At 67.7% G+C, this 20,999-nt stretch carries 2 protein-coding genes; both read right to left on the bottom strand.

The genetic code is table 11. The features are described from left to right. Positions 1 to 78: 78 nt before the first annotated feature. Positions 79 to 13,224, bottom strand: coding sequence for a non-ribosomal peptide synthase/polyketide synthase (locus V9K84_RS13040; protein WP_338794403.1), 13,146 nt, complete (start codon positions 13,222 to 13,224; stop codon positions 79 to 81). Beyond that, entirely contained in the window at positions 13,221 to 20,999 is a 7,779-nt protein-coding gene (locus V9K84_RS13045) for an amino acid adenylation domain-containing protein (protein ID WP_338794404.1), read from the bottom strand. Before V9K84_RS13045 ends, V9K84_RS13040 begins: the two co-directional genes overlap by 4 nt.

The following is a 20,999-nucleotide window of genomic DNA, read 5'->3' on the forward strand; positions in this document are numbered from 1 at the left end:
TCGTATCCTTGCAAATCAATCGATCGAAAATAGAAAACCGCCCCCGTCGAGGGGGCGGTGCCTCTCAAACGGCAGCGCTCACCCGGCAACGCTCACATCAGCGGTCAGCCGGGCTGCCAGGCCTTCGAGCAGGTCGGGGTGCCCGAGCAGGTCGTAGTGCCCGGCAGCGATTACGATGTCTTCAGCGCTGCCCGCCACCCGCGCCGCCTCGCCCGCCCACCAGCAACATGGCTGCGCCAGGGTGCCAGGCAGTTGCTGCAACTGCCCAGACAACGCCTTGAGCCGCATGCCCACGCCAAAGGTGTGGGCCAGCTCGGCGCTGCTCAGCTGCGCATACCCCGCGCCCGGCAATGCCGAGCGGGCCTGCTCGATCACGCCGGCCAACGCCGCATCCTCGAGGTCGGCCGCCACCGCCTGGGGCAGCACCAGCGTATCACCCGCCGCCTGCAACACCACCGCCAGGAAGCTGCGCAAGTCCGCCGCGCAGTCCGTCACCGGGAGCACCGCGGTGGCCGATGGCAGGAAGCTGTCGACCAACCCGAGCAACGCCACCTGCTGGCCCTGGCCTTCCAGCTCCTGGGCCACCAGCAGCGCCAGGGCGCCGCCCAGCGACCAGCCCAGCAGGCGATAAGGTCCCTGCGGCTGCTTCTGGCGAATGTACTGGGCATAATCGATGGCCATGGCCTGCAGCGAATCGTCGACCCAGGCCGGCTCCAGCAGCATGCGGCATTGCAACCCGTACACACTGCAGTGCCCATCCAGACGGCGCGCCAGCGGCTCGTAGTCGAACACCGTGCCGAACCCGGCATGCAGGCAGAATAGCGGCGCCACGTTCGCCACCGCGGTGTTGAGCAGCAGCAAGGGGTCGAGGTTGTGCAGCGTGTCCGGTGCATAGCCCGACAGCTCGCCGATGGTCGGCCGGGCCATCACGTCGCGCAGCTTCAGCTCGATGTCCACACTGTCGCTGGCACGTACCCGCGACAGCATCTTCAGCATCCGCAGCGAATCGCCACCCAGCTCGAAGAAATTGTCGTCGATACCCACCGCCTCCACGTCCAGCACCTCTTGCCAGATCGCCGCCAGCGCCTGCTCCACGGCGTTGCGTGGCGCCGTCCAGGCACGGTGGGCGAACTGCGGCGCGGGCAGCGCGTTGCGGTCGAGCTTGCCGTTGGGCGTGAGCGGCAACTGCGCCATCACCATGATGTGGGCGGGCACCATGTAGTCGGGCAACTCGCCACGCAGCACCTCGCGCAGTTGCTCGCCACTGGCGGCTTCTGCCGTGGTCACGATGTAGGCCAGCAACTGCTGGTTGCCCTCGATCTCACGGGCGGTCACCACCGCATTGCCGACCCCTGGCTGATTGCGCAGGCGCGCCTCGATCTCGCCGGGCTCGATACGGAAGCCGCGAATCTTCATCTGGTTGTCCAGGCGCCCGAGGTAGTCGATCACCCCGTCGCTGCGCCGGCACACCCGGTCACCGGTACGGTACAGGCGCGCCCCCTGGGCAAACGGGTCGGCCACGAAGCGCTCTGCGGTCAGCCCGGCACGCTGGTGATAGCCACGCGCAACCCCTGCCCCGCCCACATACAACTCGCCGGCCACGCCATCGGGTAGCGGATTGAGGTTTTCATCCAGCACATACAGGGTGCGCTGGCCGACCCGCTCGCCGATAGGCGCATACACCGCCTCGCAGCGCTGCGTGCCCGGCACCTTCCACAGCAGGGGCGTGACCACCGTCTCGGTGGGGCCGTAGCCGTTGACCAGCCACTGCGGTTGCAGCACCCGCTTCACTGCCTCGAACAAGGCATCGGGCACCGCATCGCCGCCGAAGCAGTACACCCGCACCGGCGGCGGGCCAAGACGCAGGGCCTCGGCGTACTCGACCATCTGCTGCAGGTAGGCCGGCGGGAAGCAGGCAATATCGATGCGCTCGGCCTGCAGCACCTGCAGGGTCTCTTCGGCGCTCCACAGACGGTTGTCACGCACCACCAGGCAGCCGCCGGCCTGCAAGGTCGACAGCCAGCGCTCCTGCGCGCCATCGAAGGCAAACGACATGAACAGCAGCTCCCGGGTGGCGGCATCCATTTCGTAGCGTTCGGCGATGGCCCGGCAGTGCATGCCGATCTGCCCGTGGCTCACCGCCACGCCCTTGGGCTTGCCGGTGGAACCGGAGGTGTAGATCAGGTAGGCCAGGTTGTCGGCGCTCACCGTCGGCGACGGGCAGCTCGACGCCAGCGCCGACAGGTCCACGCGGTCCAGTTCGACCACCGGGGCACTCACCTCGAAACGCGGGGCCAGCGTGCTGTGGGTCAGCAACAGGCTCATGGCCGAGTCTTCGACGATCCATTGCAGGCGGTCCTGCGGGTAGTCCACATCCAGCGCCACATAGCCGGCACCGGTCTTCATCACGGCCAGGAACGCAACGATGGTCTCCACCGAGCGTTCCAGTGCAATGCCCACGCAACGCTCAGGGCGCGCACCCAGTGCAATCAGGTGGTGCGCCAGGCGGTTGGCCTGGGCATCCAGCTCGGCATAGCTCAGCTGACGAGCACCACACACCACGGCCTGCGCGTGGGGGCGCTGGCGGGCATGACCGGCAATCGTCGTGGCCAGCAACGGCGCAGGCACTGCGCTGGGCGGCAACTGGTTGCGTTGCTGCAACTGCACGGTCTGCCCGTCGGTGAGCATGTCCAGGCTACCCAGCGTGGCCTGCGGGTTATCCAGCAGGGCGCCGAGCAGGCGCTCGAAGTTGCCCAGTATCGCGGCCACCGCCTGCTCGGTGAAGCGTTCGGTCAGGTACAGGAACTCGATGCTCAGCGTCTGGCCCAGGTTGACCGCCAGGTCCATCGCGTAGTTGGTCACATCGCGAGTGCTGGTTTCGCCAAACTGCAGGCTGCTGTCGCTGGCGCCCTTCAGGCGCTCGTCCACCGGGTAGTTCTCGAACACCACGATGCTGTCGAACAGGGCCTGGCCGGCGCGACCGGCCCAACGCTGCACATCGGCCAGGGCCGCGTGCTCATGGTCGCGCAGTTCCAGGTTGTAGCCCTGCAGCTCGCTCAACCAGTCGCTGACGCGCTGGTGCGGCTCGGGGGTCTGCACCACGGGCAAGGTGTTGATGAACAGCCCGAGCATTTCATTAACCCCGGGCAGTGACGCCGGGCGCCCCGCCACCGTTGCGCCGAAGCACACCGTGCGCTGGCCGGTATAGCGTTGCAGCAGCAGCAACCAGGCCCCCTGCACCAGGGTGTTGGGCGTGACGCGCAGGCGCTGCGCCTGGTTGCGCAGGTGCTCGGTACGCGCCGCATCCCAGTTCAGGTACAACGCCGCATGGCCGCCCGACGCCGCCTGCGGGCGTGGCGCAACGTTGTCGGCCAACAGTGTCGGGCCGTCCAGGCTGTGCAGGCGCGTGCTCCAGAAACGCTCCAGCTCGGTCTGCGACTGGCGCCCCAGCCAGCGGATGTAGTCGCGGTAGCGGCCCACCGGTTGGCTGCCGGGCTGGCCGTGATAAGCCAGGAATACTTCGGCAATCAGGCGCGAGCTGCTCCAGCCGTCCATCAATATGTGATGGCTGGTCCACAGCAAGTGGGTACGGGTGTCATCCAGCTTGACCAGGGTCAGGCGGATCAGCGGCGCCACGCTCAGGTCGAAGCCCTGCGCCGCATCGGCGGCCGCCAATGCCTCCAGCGCCTGCGCCGAATCCTCGCGTGCACTCCAGTCCAGCAGGCGTACCGGCAGCTCGGCCTGGCGATACACCACCTGCAGCGGCTCGGCCAGTTGCTGCGCCGACCAGAAGCCGGTGCGCAGAATGTCGTAGCGCTCCAGCACGCTGTGCCACGCGCCGATGAAGCGCGTGCTGTCGAGGCCGTCGATCGGCACCGCGATCTGGTTGACGTACAGCGCGGTTTCCGGCGCCTGCTGGCTGTAGAACAACATGCCCTGCTGCATGGGCGACAGCGGGTAGATATCGTCGATGGCCTGCAGCGGCATCGGCAGATTGTCCAGTTGCGCCTGGCTCAGCCCGGCCAGCGGGAAGTCCGAAGGGGTTGCGCCGATGTTGTCGGCCTGGGTGCAATGCACGACCAGCGCCGTGAGTTCGCGGGTGTAATCCTGGGCCAATGCCTCGATGGTCGCGGCGTCGAACATCTCGCGGCTGAAGCTCCAGCTAAGTTTCAGCTCGCCGCCATACACCTGGCCGTTGATCGACAGCCAGTTGCCCAGTGGCGCCTCGGGGCTCTGGCTGTCGCCCGCGTGTTCCATGGCCGGGGTGAAGAAGGCAGCCTCGCCCTGCGCGTCGACAAAACTGGCGTCGAACTGGCCCAGGTAGTTGAAGGTGATACGCGGCACCGGCAGTGCCGCCAGCGCGGCGCGCGCCTGATCGTTGCCCAGGTACCGCAAGGCACCAAAACCGATGCCCTTGTCGGGAATGGCGCGCAGTTGTTCCTTGATGCGCTTGATCGAACCGGCAAGGCTGTCGGCGGGGCTGAGCTTTACCGGGAACATGCTGGTGAACCAGCCCACCGTGCGGGTCAGGTCGAGCTCGTCGAACAGGTCTTCGCGGCCATGCCCTTCCAGCTGGATCAATACGTCATCGCGCCCGGTCCAGCGCGCGATCACCCGCGCCAGCGCGGTCAGCAGCAGGTCGTTGACCTGGGTGCGGTAGGCCGCCGGGGCCTGTTGCAGCAACTGCCGGGTGGTGGCCGGGTCCAGGCGCGTCTGCGCCTGGGCGCCGTGCACGCCTTGCAGCGACCCCCTGGGGTTGTCGCACGGCAGCTCGGCGCAGGTGCCGGCCAGTTCGCCGGTCCAGTAGCTCAGCTGCGCTTGCAGGTCGCCGGCGTGCGCCTGCAAGCGCTGCGCCCAGGCCTGGGTCGAGCTGGTCTTGGCCGGCAGGCTCACGGCCTGCCCGGCATCCAGTTGCGTGTAGGCGGTTTGCAGGTCTTCGAGCAGGATGCGCCACGACACACCATCCACCACCAGGTGGTGGATCGCCAGCAGCAGGCGTTGACTGCCATCGGCCAGGGTGGCCAGCACCGCGCGCAGCAACGGCCCGCCGTGCAGGTCGAGGCTGCGCTGGGCCTTGTCGCACAGCGCCTGCAGGGCCTGCTCGTCGGCCACCTGCGCCGACCACACCAGCGCCTGCCCACCGAGCCCGCCATACTGCGCGCCCCAACGGCCGTCCGCCTGTTCGGCGTAGTTCAGGCGCAACGCATCGTGCTGCACCACCAGCGCCTGCAAGGCCCGCTCCAGCAGGGACGCCTGCAGGCCCTGGCCAGGCGCAAGCAGCAGCGACTGGTTCCAGTGGTGGCGCTGCGGGATCGCTGCCTCGAAGAAGTACTGGTGAATCGGCAACAGCAGTGCCTGGCCGCTCATCGCACCCTGATCGACCTGCTGGCCGAGCTCGCCGCGCCTGGCCACCGTGGCCAGGCCCTGCACCGTCTGGTGCTGGAACAGCTCCTTGGGGGTGAAGTGGATGCCGGCCTGGCGCGCCCGGCTGACCAGCTGGATCGAGACGATCGAATCGCCGCCCAGCTCGAAGAAGTTATCGGTCAAGCCGACCTGCTCAAGCTTCAGTACCCCGGCCCAGATCGCGGCAATCTGCTGTTCCAGTTCGCTTTGCGGCGCCACGTAGGCCTGTTGCAGCTGGCTGGCGTCGGGCTTGGGCAGTGCGCGACGGTCCAGCTTGCCGTTGCCGGTCAGCGGCCAGGCATCGAGGAACACCAGGTGCGCCGGCACCATGTAGTCCGGCAGCGTGGCCTTGAGGTGCTCGCGCAATGCGGCACGCAGCTCGGCGGTCGCGGGCGCCGACGTCAGCAGGTAGGCCACCAGTTGCTTGCCGGTGGCACCGTCGATGTCCAGCACCACGGCTTCACGCACGGCAGCGTGCGCTTGCAGCCGCGCCTCGATCTCGCCCAGCTCGATACGGAAACCGCGGATCTTCACCTGATGGTCGATACGGCCCACGTACTCGATCACGCCGTCACCGCGATAACGCGCCAGGTCGCCGGTGCGGTACAGGCGCCCACCACCCTGCGCGCTGGTGTCGAACGGGTCGGGCACGAAACGCAACGCCGTCAGCGCGGCGCGCTGGTGATAACCGCGCGCCAGGCCGGCCTGGCCGACATGCAGCTCGCCCTGGCAACCCGGCGCCACCAGGTTGAAATCGCTGTCCAGCAGGTACCACGACAGGTCCGGAATCACGGCGCCAATCGGGCTTACGCCGTCCTGCTCCAGGTCGGCAAGGCTCAGTGGCCGGTACGTGACATGCACCGTGGTTTCGGTGATGCCGTACATGTTGATCAGCTGCGGCTGGCGGTCGCCGAAGCGCTCGAACCACGGCTTGAGGCTGGCCACATCCAGTGCCTCGCCGCCGAACACCACATAGCGCAGCGCCAGCGGCGACGGGCTCGCGCAGGCCACCGGAACCAGTTGCTTGAACGCCGACGGCGTCTGGTTCAGCACCGTGACCTGCTCGCGCACCAGCAGTGCGTGGAAGTCTTGCGGCGAACGCGCCACTTCACGCGGCACCACCACCGCCTTGGCGCCGTGCAATAGCGCGCCAAACAGCTCCCACACCGAGAAGTCGAAGGCGTAGGAGTGGAACACGCTCCACACGTCGCTGGAGTCGAAAGCAAACCAGTCCTGCGTCGCATCGAACAGGCGCATCACGTTGTGGTGCGCCAGCAAGGTGCCCTTCGGCTTGCCGGTCGAGCCCGAGGTGTAGATCACATAGGCCAGGTTGGCCGGCGTGGTGTGATTGACCGGGTTGGCCGTGCTGCAGCCTTCAAGCCACGCCTGGCCGCTTTCCAGGATCACGCGCTCGACCGATGCAGCAGCAGGCAGTTCCAGGTGCGCCTGGGTCAGCAGCAGCGTGATGCCACTGTCTTCGATCATGTAGGCCAGGCGGTCCTGCGGGTACTCCGGGTCCAGCGGCACATAGGCACCACCGGCCTTGAGAATGCCCACGATACCCACCACCATCTCCAGGCTGCGCTCCACTGCCAGCCCCACTCGCACATCCGGGCCCACGCCGCGTTCGCGCAGCCTGTGGGCCAGCTGGTTGGCCCGCTGGTTCAGTTGCTGGTAGCTCAGGGCCTGTTCGCCGCAGACCACCGCGATGGCGTGGGGCGATTGCTCTGCCTGCTCGGCGATACGCTCATGGATGCAGCGCTCGCCCGGGTAAGCCGCCGCCTGCGGGTTCCAGGCCTGCACGATCTGTTGCTGTTCCTGCGCCTGCAGCACGGCCAGCTCGGCAATGCGCCGCTGCGGGTCCTGCACGAGGGCATTCAGCAGGTTGGCGAAGTGCCGGGCAATCTGCTCCACGCTGTGGCGGCTGAACCGCGCCTGGTCGTAGGCATAGTGGATCGACAGTTCATCGCCCAGGCCGATGGCCAGGGTCAACGGGTAGTTGGTCTGTTCATGGGTGTCTACATTGCCGAACACCAGCCCGGCCGGCGCGCCCTGTTGCAGGGCTTCGGCCACCGGGTAGTTCTCGAACACCAGCAAAGTGTCGAACAACCCTTCGCCGCCCAACCCGGCCCAGCGCTGAATCTCGTTCAAGGGGCTGTGCTCGTGTTCGCGCAAGGCCAGGTTCTGCGCCTGCAACTGTTCCAGCCATTGCCCCACCGCCTGTGCCGGCGACGGGCTGGCCACCAGCGGCAAGGTGTTGATGAACAGCCCCAGCTGTTCTTCCACCCCGGCAAGGTCCGTAGGGCGCCCGGATACCGTGGCACCAAAGCTCACACACGCCTGCCCGCTGTAGCGTTGCAACAGCAGCAGCCAGGCCGCCTGCACCAGGGTGTTGACGGTCACACGCTGCTGGCGTGCAAACTCGCTGAGCACCTGGGTCGCGCGGCTATCGAGCACCTGGTAATGATCGCCGTGCCCCGTGCCCAGCAGCGCCTTGTCCGAGCGGATGGCCTGGGCCAGGCGTGTGGGCTCGCTCAGCCCTTGCAGCTGTTGCTGCCAGAAGGCGGCGGTGCGCGGCTTGTCCTGGCGAGCCAGCCATTCGATGTAGTCGCGGTAGCGGCCCGCCGACCGCGCGCCCCCTTGCCCGGCATAGCGTTGCAGCACCTCGCCCAGCAGCTGCGAGTTGCTCCAGCCATCCATCAGGATGTGGTGGCTGGTGTAGATCAGGTGGTGGCTGTGCACACCGGTGCGTACCACCGTCAGGCGCAGCAGCGCCTCGTGCTGCAGGTCGAAACCGCGTTGCAGGTCGGCGGCGGCCAGGCTGTCCAGGCGCTGGGGCGAGGGCGGTTGCGCGTGCCAGTCGAGCTCGACGAACGGCAGTTCGACGTGCTTGCGAATCACCTGCAACGGTTGCTCGAAGGCAGTGACGAAGCTGGCGCGCAGCACTTCATGGCGGTCCACCGCCTGCTGCCAGGCCTGTTTGAAGCGCGCTACATCCAGGCCCGTCACCTGCACGCGCATCTGGTTGATGTAGTTGCCGGCAGCCTGTTCGTACAGGGTGTGGAACAGCATGCCCTGTTGCATCGGCGACAGCGGATAGATGTCGTCGATGGCCGCCAGCGGCATCGGCAGGCTGTCCAGTTGCGCCTGGTTCAGGCCCGCCAGCGGGAAGTCCGATGGCGTCGCGCCGTGGTGCTCGGCCTGGGTGCAGTGCGCCACCAGCGCCGTTAGTTCACGGGCGTAGTCCTCGGCCAGCGCCTGGATGGTCTGGTCACTGAACATCTCGCGGCTGTAGCCCCAGCCCAGTTTCAGTTCACCGCCATACACCTGGCCGTTGATCGACAGCCAGTTGCCCAGCGGCGCCTCGGCGCACTGGGTGGCGCCGGCATGCTCCAGCGCCGGGGTGAAGAACGCGACCTCGCCCTGCCCGTCGGCAAAGCTGGCGTCGAACTGGCCCAGGTAGTTGAAGGTGATGCGCGGCACCGGCAGCGCGGCCAGCGCGTCGCGGGCCTGTGCATCGCCCAGGTAACGCAGCGCGCCAAAACCGAGGCCCTTGTCCGGCACCGCGCGCAACTGCTCCTTGATGCGCTTGATCGAGCCGTCGAGGCTGTCGCTGGGGCTGAGCTTCACCGGGAACAGGCTGGTGAACCAGCCCACCGTGCGGGTCAGGTCGATGTCATCGAACAGGTCTTCGCGGCCATGCCCTTCCAGCTGGATCAATACGTCATCGCGCCCGGTCCAGCGTGCGATCACCCGCGCCAGCGCGGTCAGCAGCAGGTCGTTGACCTGGGTGCGGTAGGCCGCCGGGGCCTGTTGCAGCAACTGCCGGGTGGTGGCCGGGTCCAGGCAGGTCTGGGCATGGGCGCCGTATACACCCTGCAGCGAACCCTGCGGGTTGTCGCACGGCAGCTCGGCACAGGTGCCGGCCAGTTCGCCGGTCCAGTAGCTCAACTGCGCTTGCAGGTCACCGGCGTGCGCCTGCAGGCGCTGCGCCCAGGCCTGGGTCGAGCTGGTCTTGGCCGGCAGGCTCACGGCCTGCCCGGCGTCCAGTTGCGTGTAGGCGGTTTGCAGGTCTTCGAGCAGGATGCGCCACGACACGCCATCCACCACCAGGTGGTGGATCGCCAGCAGCAGGCGCTGGCTGCCATCGGCCATTGTCGCCAGTACCGCCCGCAGCAACGGCCCGTCGCTCAGGTCGAGGCTGCGCTGGGCCTGTTCGCACACGGCTTGCAAGGCCGGCTCATCGGCCGCTTGCGCCAGCCACAGCAGCGGCGCGGCAGTATCGGTGGCGCGGTACGTGGCGCTCCAGCGGCCGTCAGCCTGCTCGGTGTAGCCGAGGCGCAGGGCATCATGCTGGCCCACCAGCGCCCGCAGCGCCTGCTCCAGCAGCGCAGCCTGCAACGCGTGGCCGGGCGTGAGCAGTAAGGCCTGGTTCCAGTAGTGACGCTGCGGTATCGGCGTATCGAAGAAGTACTGATGAATCGGCAACAGCAACGCCGGGCCGGTCACCGGGCCCTGGTCGATCTGGCGCGCCAGCGCGCCGCGCCTGGCCACCGTGGCCAGGCCTTGCACCGTCTGGTGCTGGAACAGTTGCTTGGGCGTGAAATGAATGCCGGCCTGGCGCGCTCGGCTGACCACCTGGATCGAGATGATCGAGTCGCCGCCCAGTTCGAAGAAGTTGTCGCTCAGACCGACCTGCTCAAGCTTCAGCACACCGGCCCAGATCGCTGCGATCTGCTGCTCCAGTTCACTCTGCGGTGCCACGTAAACCTGTTGCTGCGCACTCACGTCGGGCTTGGGCAGCGCCTTGCGGTCCAGCTTGCCGTTGGGCATCAACGGCAACGCTGCGAGGAACATCAGGTGCGCCGGCACCATATAGGCCGGCAGGGCTGCGCCCAGGTGCTCGCGCAGGCGCGCCTGTTGCGCGGCGTCTGCCGCGCCGCCCTCGGCGGCCACCAGGTAGGCCACCAGTTGCGGGCCATGCGCACCTTCGCTGTCGATCACCACCGCCTCGCGAACGCCAGGGTGCTCCAGCAGCCTGGCAGCAATTTCGCCCAGCTCGATGCGCAAGCCGCGGATCTTCACCTGGTGGTCGATACGCCCGGCGTAGTCGATCACGCCGTCCTGGCGGCAGCGGGTCAGGTCGCCGCTGCGGTACAGCCGCCCACCGCCCTGGGCGCTCGCATCGAACGGGTCGGGCACAAAACGCTCGGCGGTGAGTGCCGGCTGGTTGAGGTAGCCGCGGGCCAGCGAGGCCCCGCCGATGTACAGCTCGCCTCTGCTGCCCGGCAGCAGCTCGAGGTCCTGGCCCAGTACATGCAGTTGCACATTGGCAATCGGCCGGCCGATCGGTGCGATGGGCGAGGCATCATCCACGCCCGGCTGCACGCTGTACGCCGAGCTGTCGATGGTCGCCTCGGTGGGGCCATACAGGTTGACCACCTGCCCGTCCCACCCGCTGCGCACCTGCTGCACCAGGGTGCGGGTCAGGGCCTCGCCCCCCATCGCCAACAGGCGCACCGAATCCATCTGCCCGGCGCGGCGCTCGGGCAGCAGGGCGGTGAGCAGCGAGGGGGCCATCTGCAGCAGGCTGATCTGCTGCGCCTGCACCGCCTGCCAGAACGGCTCGGGCTCCAGCACCAGCCCCGGCTGCGCCACCACCAGTTGGGCGCCGCTCATCAGCGGCAGCCAGAATTCCCACACCGAGGCGTCGAAGCTGAACGCGGTTTTCTGCAGCACACGGTCGCTGGCCTGCACCGCGAATGCCTGCTGCATCCACTGCATGTGATTGGCCAGGCCGCCCTGGCGTACCGCCACGCCCTTGGGCCTGCCGGTGGAACCGGAGGTGTAGATCACATAGGCCAGGTGCTCGGCGTCGGCAACCACCGACGGCTCGGCATCGCTGTATGCCTGCAGCCAGGTATCGCCCGCTTCCAGATGCAGGCGTTCGATGGCCGTACACTCGGGCAGCTCCAGGTGTGCCTGGGCCAGCAGCAGGGTGATGCCGCTGTCCTCGATCATGTAGGCCAGGCGCTCCTGCGGGTACTCCGGGTCCAGCGGTACATAGGCGCCGCCGGCCTTGAGAATGGCCAGCAGGCCCACCACCAGCTCCAGGCTGCGCTGCGCGGCGATGCCCACCAGCACATCCGGGCCCACGCCGCGCGCACGCAGCAGGTGGGCCAACTGGTTGGCACGACGGTTCAGTTGCCTGTAGCTCAGGGCCTGTTCACCGAACACCACGGCGACGGCCTCGGGGCTGCGCTCGGCCTGCTCGGCAATCAGTGCATGGATGCAACGGGTGGGCGCGGCGCCCGCCCCGCCCGGGTTGCCGGCCGCGAGGATCTGCTGCTGTTCCTGCACGCTCAGCAGCGGCAGCTCAAGAATGCGTTGCTGCGGCTGCGCCACAACGCCCTGCAGCAGCTGGCGCCAATGGTTGGCCAGGCGCTGCACGGTCGAGGCATCGAACAGTGCGGTCGCATAGTTGAGCGAGGCACCGATGCCCGCCTCGTGTTCCAGGGTTTCCAGGGTCAGGTCGAACTGCGCGGTATGCTGCTCCCACGCCAACCCCTGCACGTCAAGGCCCGACAGGCTGCGGGTAGCGCCCCTGGCCTCGGTCTGGTGGTTGTACATCACCTGGAACAGCGGGCTGTGGCTCAGGCTGCGCTCGGGCTGCAGGGCCTCGACCAGCTGTTCGAACGGCAGGTCCTGATGCGCCTGGGCCGCCATCGACGTGCGCTGAACCTGCTGCAGCAACCGGGCAAAGGTCATGTTCGAATCGAACTCGGCCTTGAGCACCTGGGTGTTGACGAAAAAGCCGATCAGGCGCTCGGTTTCCAGGCGGTTGCGGTTGGCCACCGGCACGCCGACGCGGATGTCGGCCTGGCCGGTATAGCGGTACAGCACAGCCTGGAAACTGGCCAGCAGCAGCATGAACAGGGTCACGCCCTGGGCCTTGGCCAGGTGCTTGAGGTCGCTGGCCAGTGCCGCGTCCAGTTCGATCCTGCACACCGCACCGGCCGGGTTCTGCACCGCCGGGCGCGGGCGGTCGGCAGGCAGTTGCAGCAGCGGCTGCTCGCCGCCCAGTTGCGCGGTCCAGTAGGCCAACTGGCGTGTCTGCTCCCCGGCTTCCATCCATTGGCGCTGCCAGATCGCATAGTCGGCGTACTGGATCTCCAGCGCCGGCAGTTGCAGCGGCTGGCCAAGCCGATGGGCCTCGTAGCAGCGGATCAGCTCGTCGACCATGATCGGCATCGACCAGCCATCGGCGACGATGTGGTGCAGGGTCAGTACCAGCACATGCTCTTCGGCGTTCAGGCGCAACAGCTTGACCCGCATCAGCGGCCCTTGCTCCAGGTCGAACGGCCGGTCGGTCTCGGCCTCGACCCGGGCCTTGATCAGCGCCTGGGCATCGGCACCCGGCGCCACCTCCAGCGCCTCGATATCCAGTGCGAACGGCACGTGCGCATGAATCACCTGCAGCGCCTGTTCGCCATCGTGGCTGAAGGTGGTGCGCAAGGTCTCGTGGCGTTCGATCAGCGCGGCAAAACTGGCGCGCAAGGCCTCGATATCCAGCGCCCCGCTCAGGCGCAGCGCCGTCGGAATGTTGTAGGCGACGCCTTCGGGCTCCAGCTGCCAGAGGAACCACTGGCGCTGCTGGGCGTACGACAGGCGGATGGCCTCGAACTGGTCACGGGTTGCCGGGATCGGCAGGTTGGCCGCCGAGATCCCCTCGGCCTGCATCCGCTCCCAGTAGACCTTGCGCTTGTCCAGGGGCAGCAGCACGAAGCGCCTGGCGACGTTCTTGGCGGTATCGGTGTTCATTGGGCATCCTCCAGGTCTTCGGCAAACAGGTCCAGGCGTCGCAGCTTGTCTTCAAATTCCACACTATTTCCTTTGTCCAACTGTTCGCTGAACGCGCCCAGCACCGGGTGCTGGAACAGCAACGCAGGTTCCACCTTGAACCCCAGCGTCAATTGCAGGCGCGACAGCACAGACAGCACGAGCAGGGAATGCCCGCCCAGTTCGAAGAAGTTGTCGTTCAGGCCCACCCGCTCGACCTTGAGCACATCGGCCCAGATCGCCGCGACCTGCTGCTGGCGCTCGCTGTGCGGCGCCATGTAGGCCTGTTGCAGCTGGCTGGCGTCGGGCCTGGGCAGTGCACGGCGGTCCAGCTTGCCGTTGCCGGTCAGCGGCCAGGCATCGAGGAACACCAGGTGCGCCGGCACCATGTAGTCCGGCAGCGTGGCCTTGAGGTGCTCGCGCAATGCGGCACGCAGCTCGGCGGTCGCGGGCGCCGACGTCAGCAGGTAGGCCACCAGTTGCTTGCCGGTGGCACCGTCGATGTCCAGCACCACGGCTTCACGCACGGCAGCGTGCGCTTGCAGCCGCGCCTCGATCTCGCCCAGCTCGATACGGAAACCGCGGATCTTCACCTGATGGTCGATACGGCCCACGTACTCGATCACGCCGTCACCGCGATAACGCGCCAGGTCGCCGGTGCGGTACAGGCGCCCACCACCCTGCGCGCTGGTGTCGAACGGGTCGGGCACGAAACGCAACGCCGTCAGCGCGGCGCGCTGGTGATAACCGCGCGCCAGGCCGGCCTGGCCGACATGCAGCTCGCCCTGGCAACCCGGCGCCACCAGGTTGAAATCGCTGTCCAGCAGGTACCACGACAGGTCCGGAATCACGGCGCCAATCGGGCTTACGCCGTCCTGCTCCAGGTCGGCAAGGCTCAGTGGCCGGTACGTGACATGCACCGTGGTTTCGGTGATGCCGTACATGTTGATCAGCTGCGGCTGGCGGTCGCCGAAGCGCTCGAACCACGGCTTGAGGCTGGCCACATCCAGTGCCTCGCCGCCGAACACCACATAGCGCAGCGCCAGCGGCGACGGGCTCGCGCAGGCCACCGGAACCAGTTGCTTGAACGCCGACGGCGTCTGGTTCAGCACCGTGACCTGCTCGCGCACCAGCAGTGCGTGGAAGTCTTGCGGCGAACGCGCCACTTCACGCGGCACCACCACCGCCTTGGCGCCGTGCAATAGCGCGCCAAACAGCTCCCACACCGAGAAGTCGAAGGCGTAGGAGTGGAACACGCTCCACACGTCGCTGGAGTCGAAAGCAAACCAGTCCTGCGTCGCATCGAACAGGCGCATCACGTTGTGGTGCGCCAGCAAGGTGCCCTTCGGCTTGCCGGTCGAGCCCGAGGTGTAGATCACATAGGCCAGGTTGGCCGGCGTGGTGTGATTGACCGGGTTGGCCGTGCTGCAGCCTTCAAGCCACGCCTGGCCGCTTTCCAGGATCACGCGCTCGACCGATGCAGCAGCAGGCAGTTCCAGGTGCGCCTGGGTCAGCAGCAGCGTGATGCCGCTGTCTTCGATCATGTAGGCCAGGCGGTCCTGCGGGTACTCCGGGTCCAGCGGCACATAGGCGCCACCGGCCTTGAGAATGCCCACGATACCCACCACCATCTCCAGGCTGCGCTCCACTGCCAGCCCCACTCGCACATCCGGGCCCACGCCGCGTTCGCGCAGCCTGTGGGCCAGCTGGTTGGCCCGCTGGTTCAGTTGCTGGTAGCTCAGGGCCTGCTCGCCGCAGGCCACCGCGATGGCGTGGGGCGATTGCTCTGCCTGCTCGGCGATACGCTCATGGATGCAGCGCTCGCCCGGGTAAGCCGCCGCCTGCGGGTTCCAGGCCTGCACGATCTGTTGCTGTTCCTGCGCCTGCAGCACAGCCAGCTCGGCAATGCGCCGCTGCGGGTCCTGCACGAGGGCATTCAGCAGGTTGGCGAAGTGCCGGGCAATCTGCTCCACGCTGTGGCGACTGAACTGCGCCTGGTCGTAGGCATAGTGGATCGACAGTTCATCGCCCAGGCCGATGGCCAGGGTCAGCGGGTAGTTGGTCTGTTCGTGGCTCAAGGTGCCCTCGAACGTCAAGCCGCCCGGCGCGCCCTGTTGCAGCGCCTCGGCCACCGGGTAGTTCTCGAACACCAGCAAGGTGTCGAACAGCCCTTCGCCGCCCAGCCCGGCCCAGCGCTGAACCTCGAACAGCGGGCTGTGCTCGTGCTCGCGCAGGGCCAGGTTCTGCGCCTGCAGCTGTTCCAGCCATTGCCCCACCGCCTGTGCCGGTGACGGGCTGGCCACCAGCGGCAGCGTGTTGATGAACAGCCCCAGTTGCTGCTCCACCCCGCTCAACTGCGCCGGGCGCCCGGACACCGTGGCCCCGACGCAGACACACGCCTGCCCGGTATAGCGCTGCAACAGCAGCAGCCACGCGGCCTGCACCAGGGTGTTGACGGTCACGCGCTGCTGACGGGCGAAATCGCTCAGCAGCGTGCGGTCCAGTACCTGATAGTGGTTGGCCTGGCCGCTGCCCAACGTGGTCTTTTCCGAACGAATCGCCTGGGCCAGGCGCGTCGGCTCGCTCAGTGCCAGCAGCTGTTGCTGCCAGAACGCTTCGGCCTGGGCCGCATCCTGGGCACCAAGCCATTCGATGTAATCGCGGTAGCGACCGGCCAGGGGCACGCTCACCTGCCCGGCATAGCGCTGCAACACCTCGCCCAGCAGCTGCGAGTTGCTCCAGCCGTCCATCAGGATGTGGTGGCTGGTGTAGATCAGGTGGTGACGTTGCTCGGCAGTGCGGATCACCGCCAGGCGCAGCAACGGGGCCTGCTGCAGGTCGAAGCCGCGCTGACGGTCGGCCTCGGCCCAATGGTCCAGGCTGTGTTGCAGCGCCGGCCGGGCACGCCAGTCGAGCGTCACGAAGGGCAGTTCGACGTGCTTGCGAATCACCTGCAACGGTTGCTCGAAGGCGGTGACGAAACTGGCGCGCAGCACTTCGTGGCGGGCCAGCGCATCGCGCCAGGCCTGCTCGAAACGTTCGACCTCCAGCCCATGCACGTCCACGCGCATCTGATTGATGTAGTGGCCTTCGCCCTGCTCGTACAGGGTGTGGAACAGCATGCCCTGCTGCATCGGCGACAACGGGTAGATGTCGTCGATGGCCGCCAGCGGGATCGGCAGGCTGTCCAGTTGCGCCTGGCTCAGGCCCGCCAACGGGAAGTCCGACGGCGTCGCGCCGGCGCTGCCCGCCTGCGTGCAGTGTGCCACCAGCGCCGTGAGTTCACGGGCGTAGGCATCTGCCAGGGCCTGGATGGTGCCGGGGCTGAACATGTCCTGGCTGAAGCGCCAGCCCAGGGTCAGCTCGCCGCCATACACCTGGCCGTCGATGGACAGCCAGTTGCCCAGCGGCGCCTCGACACTCTGGCTGGCCCCCGGGTGTTCGCCGGCCGGGGCAAGAAAGGCCGCCTCGCCCGCCTGCCCGGCAAAGCTGCCATCGACCTGGCCCAGGTAGTTGAAGGTGATGCGCGGCACCGGCAGCGCGGCCAGCGCGTCGCGGGCCTGTGCGTCGCCCAGGTAACGCAGCGCGCCAAAACCGAGGCCCTTGTCCGGTACCGCGCGCAACTGCTCCTTGATGCGCTTGATCGAGCCGTCGAGGCTGTCGCTGGGGCTGAGCTTCACCGGGAACAGGCTGGTGAACCAGCCCACCGTGCGGGTCAGGTCGATGTCATCGAACAGGTCTTCGCGGCCATGCCCTTCCAGCTGGATCAATACGTCATCGCGCCCGGTCCAGCGTGCGATCACCCGTGCCAGCGCGGTCAGCAGCAGGTCGTTGACCTGGGTACGGTAGGCCGCCGGGGCCTGTTGCAGCAATTGACGGGTGCTGGCCGGGTCCAGGCGGGTATTGACCTGCGTGCCATGCAGGCTTTGCAGCGACCCCTGCGGGTTGTCGCACGGCAGCTCGGCACAGGTGCCGGCCAGTTCGCCGGTCCAGTAGCTCAACTGCGCTTGCAGGTCACCGGAGTGCGCCTGCAGGCGCTGCGCCCAGGCCTGGGTCGAGCTGGTCTTGGCCGGCAGGTTCACGGCCTGCCCGGCGTCCAGTTGCGTGCAGGCGGTTTGCAAGTCTTCGAGCAGGATGCGCCACGACACGCCATCCACCACCAGGTGGTGGATCGCCACCAGCAGGCGCTGGCTGCCATCGGCCAGCGTGGCCAGCACCGCGCGCAGCAGCTCGCCGCGTTCGAGGTTCAGGCTGCGCTGGGCTTTTTCGCACAGTGCCTGCAGCTCATCGGCAGTCGCCACCTCGGCCAGCCACAACCGCTCGGGCTGCACCTGCACCGCGCCGTGCTGCGCCGCCCAGCTGCCATCGGCCTGGCGTGCATAGTGCAGGCGCAAGGCGTCGTGATGCGCGACAAGCGCTTCCAGCGCCCGGCCCAGGGTGGACGCATTCAAGGCCCGCCCCGGGGTGAGCAGCAGGGCCTGGTTCCAGTGGTGCTGCTGCGGTATCGCCGCGTCGAAGAAGTGCTGATGGATCGGCAACAGCAATGCCGGGCCGCTTACCGGGCCCTGGTCGATCTGCCGCGCCGGCTCGCCCCGCCGCGCCACCGACGCCAGCCCTTGCACGGTCTGGTGCTGGAACAGTTGCTTGGGGGTGAAATGAATGCCGGCCTGGCGCGCTCGGCTGACCACCTGGATCGAGATGATCGAGTCGCCACCCAGCTCGAAAAAGTTGTCGGTCAGGCCCACCTGGTCGACCTTGAGTACGCCCGCCCAGATCGCCGCGATACGCTGCTCCATCTCGCTCTGCGGGGCCACGAAGGACTGTTGCAGCTGGCTGGCCTCCGGCGCTGGCAGCGCCTTGCGGTTGAGCTTGCCATTGGGCGTGAGCGGCAAGGCGTCGAGGAACATCAGGTGCGCCGGCACCATGTAGTCCGGCAGGGCGCGACGCAGGTGCTCGCGCAGGTCGTTGCGCAGGCGGCTGTGCGTGTCGGGCGCCTGTGCCGTCGGGCTGGCCGGCACCAGGTAGGCCACCAGTTGGCGGCCGCTGGCAGCGGCCACGTCGATCACCACCGCTTCGCCAATGGCCGGGTGGGCCTGCAGCCGGGCCTCGATCTCGCCCAGCTCGATACGGAAGCCGCGGATCTTCACCTGATGGTCGATACGCCCGGCGTACTCGATCAAGCCGTTGTCGCGGTAGCGCGCCAGGTCGCCGGTGCGGTACAGGCGCCCGCCCCCTTGCGCGCTGGTGTCGAATGGGTCGGGCAAAAACTTTTCTGCGGTCAGCGCCGCGCGCCCGGCGTAGCCTCGCGCCAGGCCGGCACCGGCCAGGTACAGCTCACCGGCCGCGCCCACCGGCACCGGCGCAGCGGCGGCGTCCAGCAGGTAGACCCGGCTGTTGCTGATGGGCCGGCCGATAGTGGCGCGCCCATGCAGCGTGCGCGCGGTGTAGGTGGAATAGGTGGTGTCTTCGGAAGGCCCGTACAGGTCGTAGACCCGCTCGATATGACCGGCCTGGTAGAGCTGGTCGACCAGCGACTGCTTGAGCGCCTCGCCGGCCAGGTTGACCACGCGCACGCTATCGGGCAATTGCCCGGCATCGCGCAGCGCCTTGATCGCCGAAGGCACGGTATTGACCAGGCGCACCCGCGAACGTGCCGCCAGGGTCGGCAGCTCCAGCGCGTTGTCGGCCAGAACCGCATAGCCACCGCAGGCCAGGGTGACGAAGATCTCCCACACCGACAGGTCGAAGCAGATCGAGGTCGAGGCCAGTACGCCCTGCAGGTCATCGGTGCTGTAGACGGTGCGCGCCCATTCGATCAGCGCCACGGTGTTGCGGTGCTCGATCAGCACGCCCTTGGGCAGGCCGGTGGAGCCCGAGGTGTAGATGCTGTACGCCAGGTTGCTGGCGTGCGTGTGGTTCAGCGGGTTGTCCGCGCCACAGGCGTCCAACTGCACCTGGTCGAGCAACAGGGTGCGCGCGCCCATTGCCTCGGGCAGGCGCGCCAGCAACGTCGACTGCGACAGCAACAGCAGTGCCTGGCTGTCGCGCATCATGTAGGCCAGGCGCTCCTGCGGGTACTCCGGGTCCAGCGGCACATAGGCGCCGCCGGCCTTCAGAATGCCCAGCAGCGCCACCACCAGGTCCGGGGTGCGTTCGAGCGCCACCGCCACCCTGACGTCCGGCCCGACCCCTAGCTCGCGCAGTCGGTGCGCCAGCTGGTTGGCACGCCTGTTGAGCTGCTGATAGGTCAGCTCCTGCTCGCCGTGCACCAGTGCAACGGCCTGCGGCGTGCGGGCTACCTGCGCCTCGAACAGCGTGTGCACGCAGGCCTCGGCCGGGTAGTGCGCCTCGGTGCGATTCCAGTCACCCAGCAGTTGCTGGCGCTGTTGCGCATCCAGCAGCGGCAGCTCGGCAATCGTGCGTTGCGGCTGTTCGACAATCCCTTGCAGCAGGTTGTGCCAGTGCCCGAGCAGGCGCTGGATGGTGCCAGGCTCGAACAGGTCGGTGGCGTAGGTGAGCGATGCCGCGATGCCTTCTGCGTGCTCGATGGTGTTCAGCGCCAGGTCGAACTGGGCGGTGGTCTTGTCCCACGCCAGCACCTGCACCGTCAGCTCGGCCAGCGTGCGCGCCGGCGGGCCGGCATCGGCCTGGTGGTTGAACATCACCTGGAACAGCGGGCTGTGGCTCAGGCTGCGCTCGGATTCCAGCGCATCGACCAGTTGTTCGAAAGGCAGGTCCTGATGCGCCTGGGCATCCAGCGCCGCCTGCTTGACCTGCTGCAACAGCGCGGTGAAGGGGGTGTGCAGCGTGAAGTCGGCCTTGAGCACCTGGGTGTTGACGAAAAAGCCGATCAGGTGTTCGGTTTCGGCGCGGTTGCGGTTGGCAATCGGCACGCCGACCCGGATATCCGGCTGGCCGCAATACCGGTGCAGCAAGGTCTGGAAGCTCGCCAGCAGCAGCATGAACAGGGTCACGCCCTGTTGCTGGGCCAGTGCCTTGAGGCGCTGCGCCAACTCGGCGCTCAACTCCAGGCCCAGGTTGGCGCCGGCATGGCTTTGCACCGCCGGGCGCGGGTGGTCGGTGGGCAGTTCCAGCACCGGCTGGTCGCCGCCCAGCCTGGCCTGCCAGTACGCCAGCTGGCGCTCCTGCTCGCCGGCCTCCATCCACTGGCGTTGCCAGAGCGCGTAGTCGGCGTACTGGATCGGCAAGGCCGGCAGTTGCACGGCCTGGCCGCTGCGCAAGGCTTCATACCCCTGGATCAGTTCATCGACGATGATCGGCATCGACCAGCCATCGGAAACGATATGGTGCAGCGTCAGCACCAGCGCGTGCTCGCGTGGTGCCAGGCGCAGCAGCTTGACGCGCAGCAGGGGCCCGGCCTCGAGGTCGAAGGGCTGCTGCGTTTCGCGGTCCACCTGGTGCTTGAGCGCGTGTTCCAGGCCCACGCCCGCCTCGTCCTCCAGTACCTGCACAGGCAGGTCGAAGGGCGCGGCGGGCTGGATACGTTGCACCGCCTGTTCACCGTCATGGTGGAAGGTGGTGCGCAGGACTTCATGGCGCTCGATCAGCGCCTGGAAGCTGGCGCGCAAGGCCTCGATGTCCAGCTCGCCGGTGAGCCGCAGGGCCATCGGTACGTTGTACGCGGTGCCCTGGGGCTCCAGCTGCCACAGGAACCACTGGCGCTGCTGGGCATACGACAGGGCCAGGGGTTCCTGCGGGTCACGCGGGGAAATGGGTGCGACGCCGTAAAGATTCAC

The organism is Pseudomonas sp. AE27, assembly GCF_037113495.1.
GTDB classification, from domain to species: domain Bacteria; phylum Pseudomonadota; class Gammaproteobacteria; order Pseudomonadales; family Pseudomonadaceae; genus Aquipseudomonas; species Aquipseudomonas palmensis.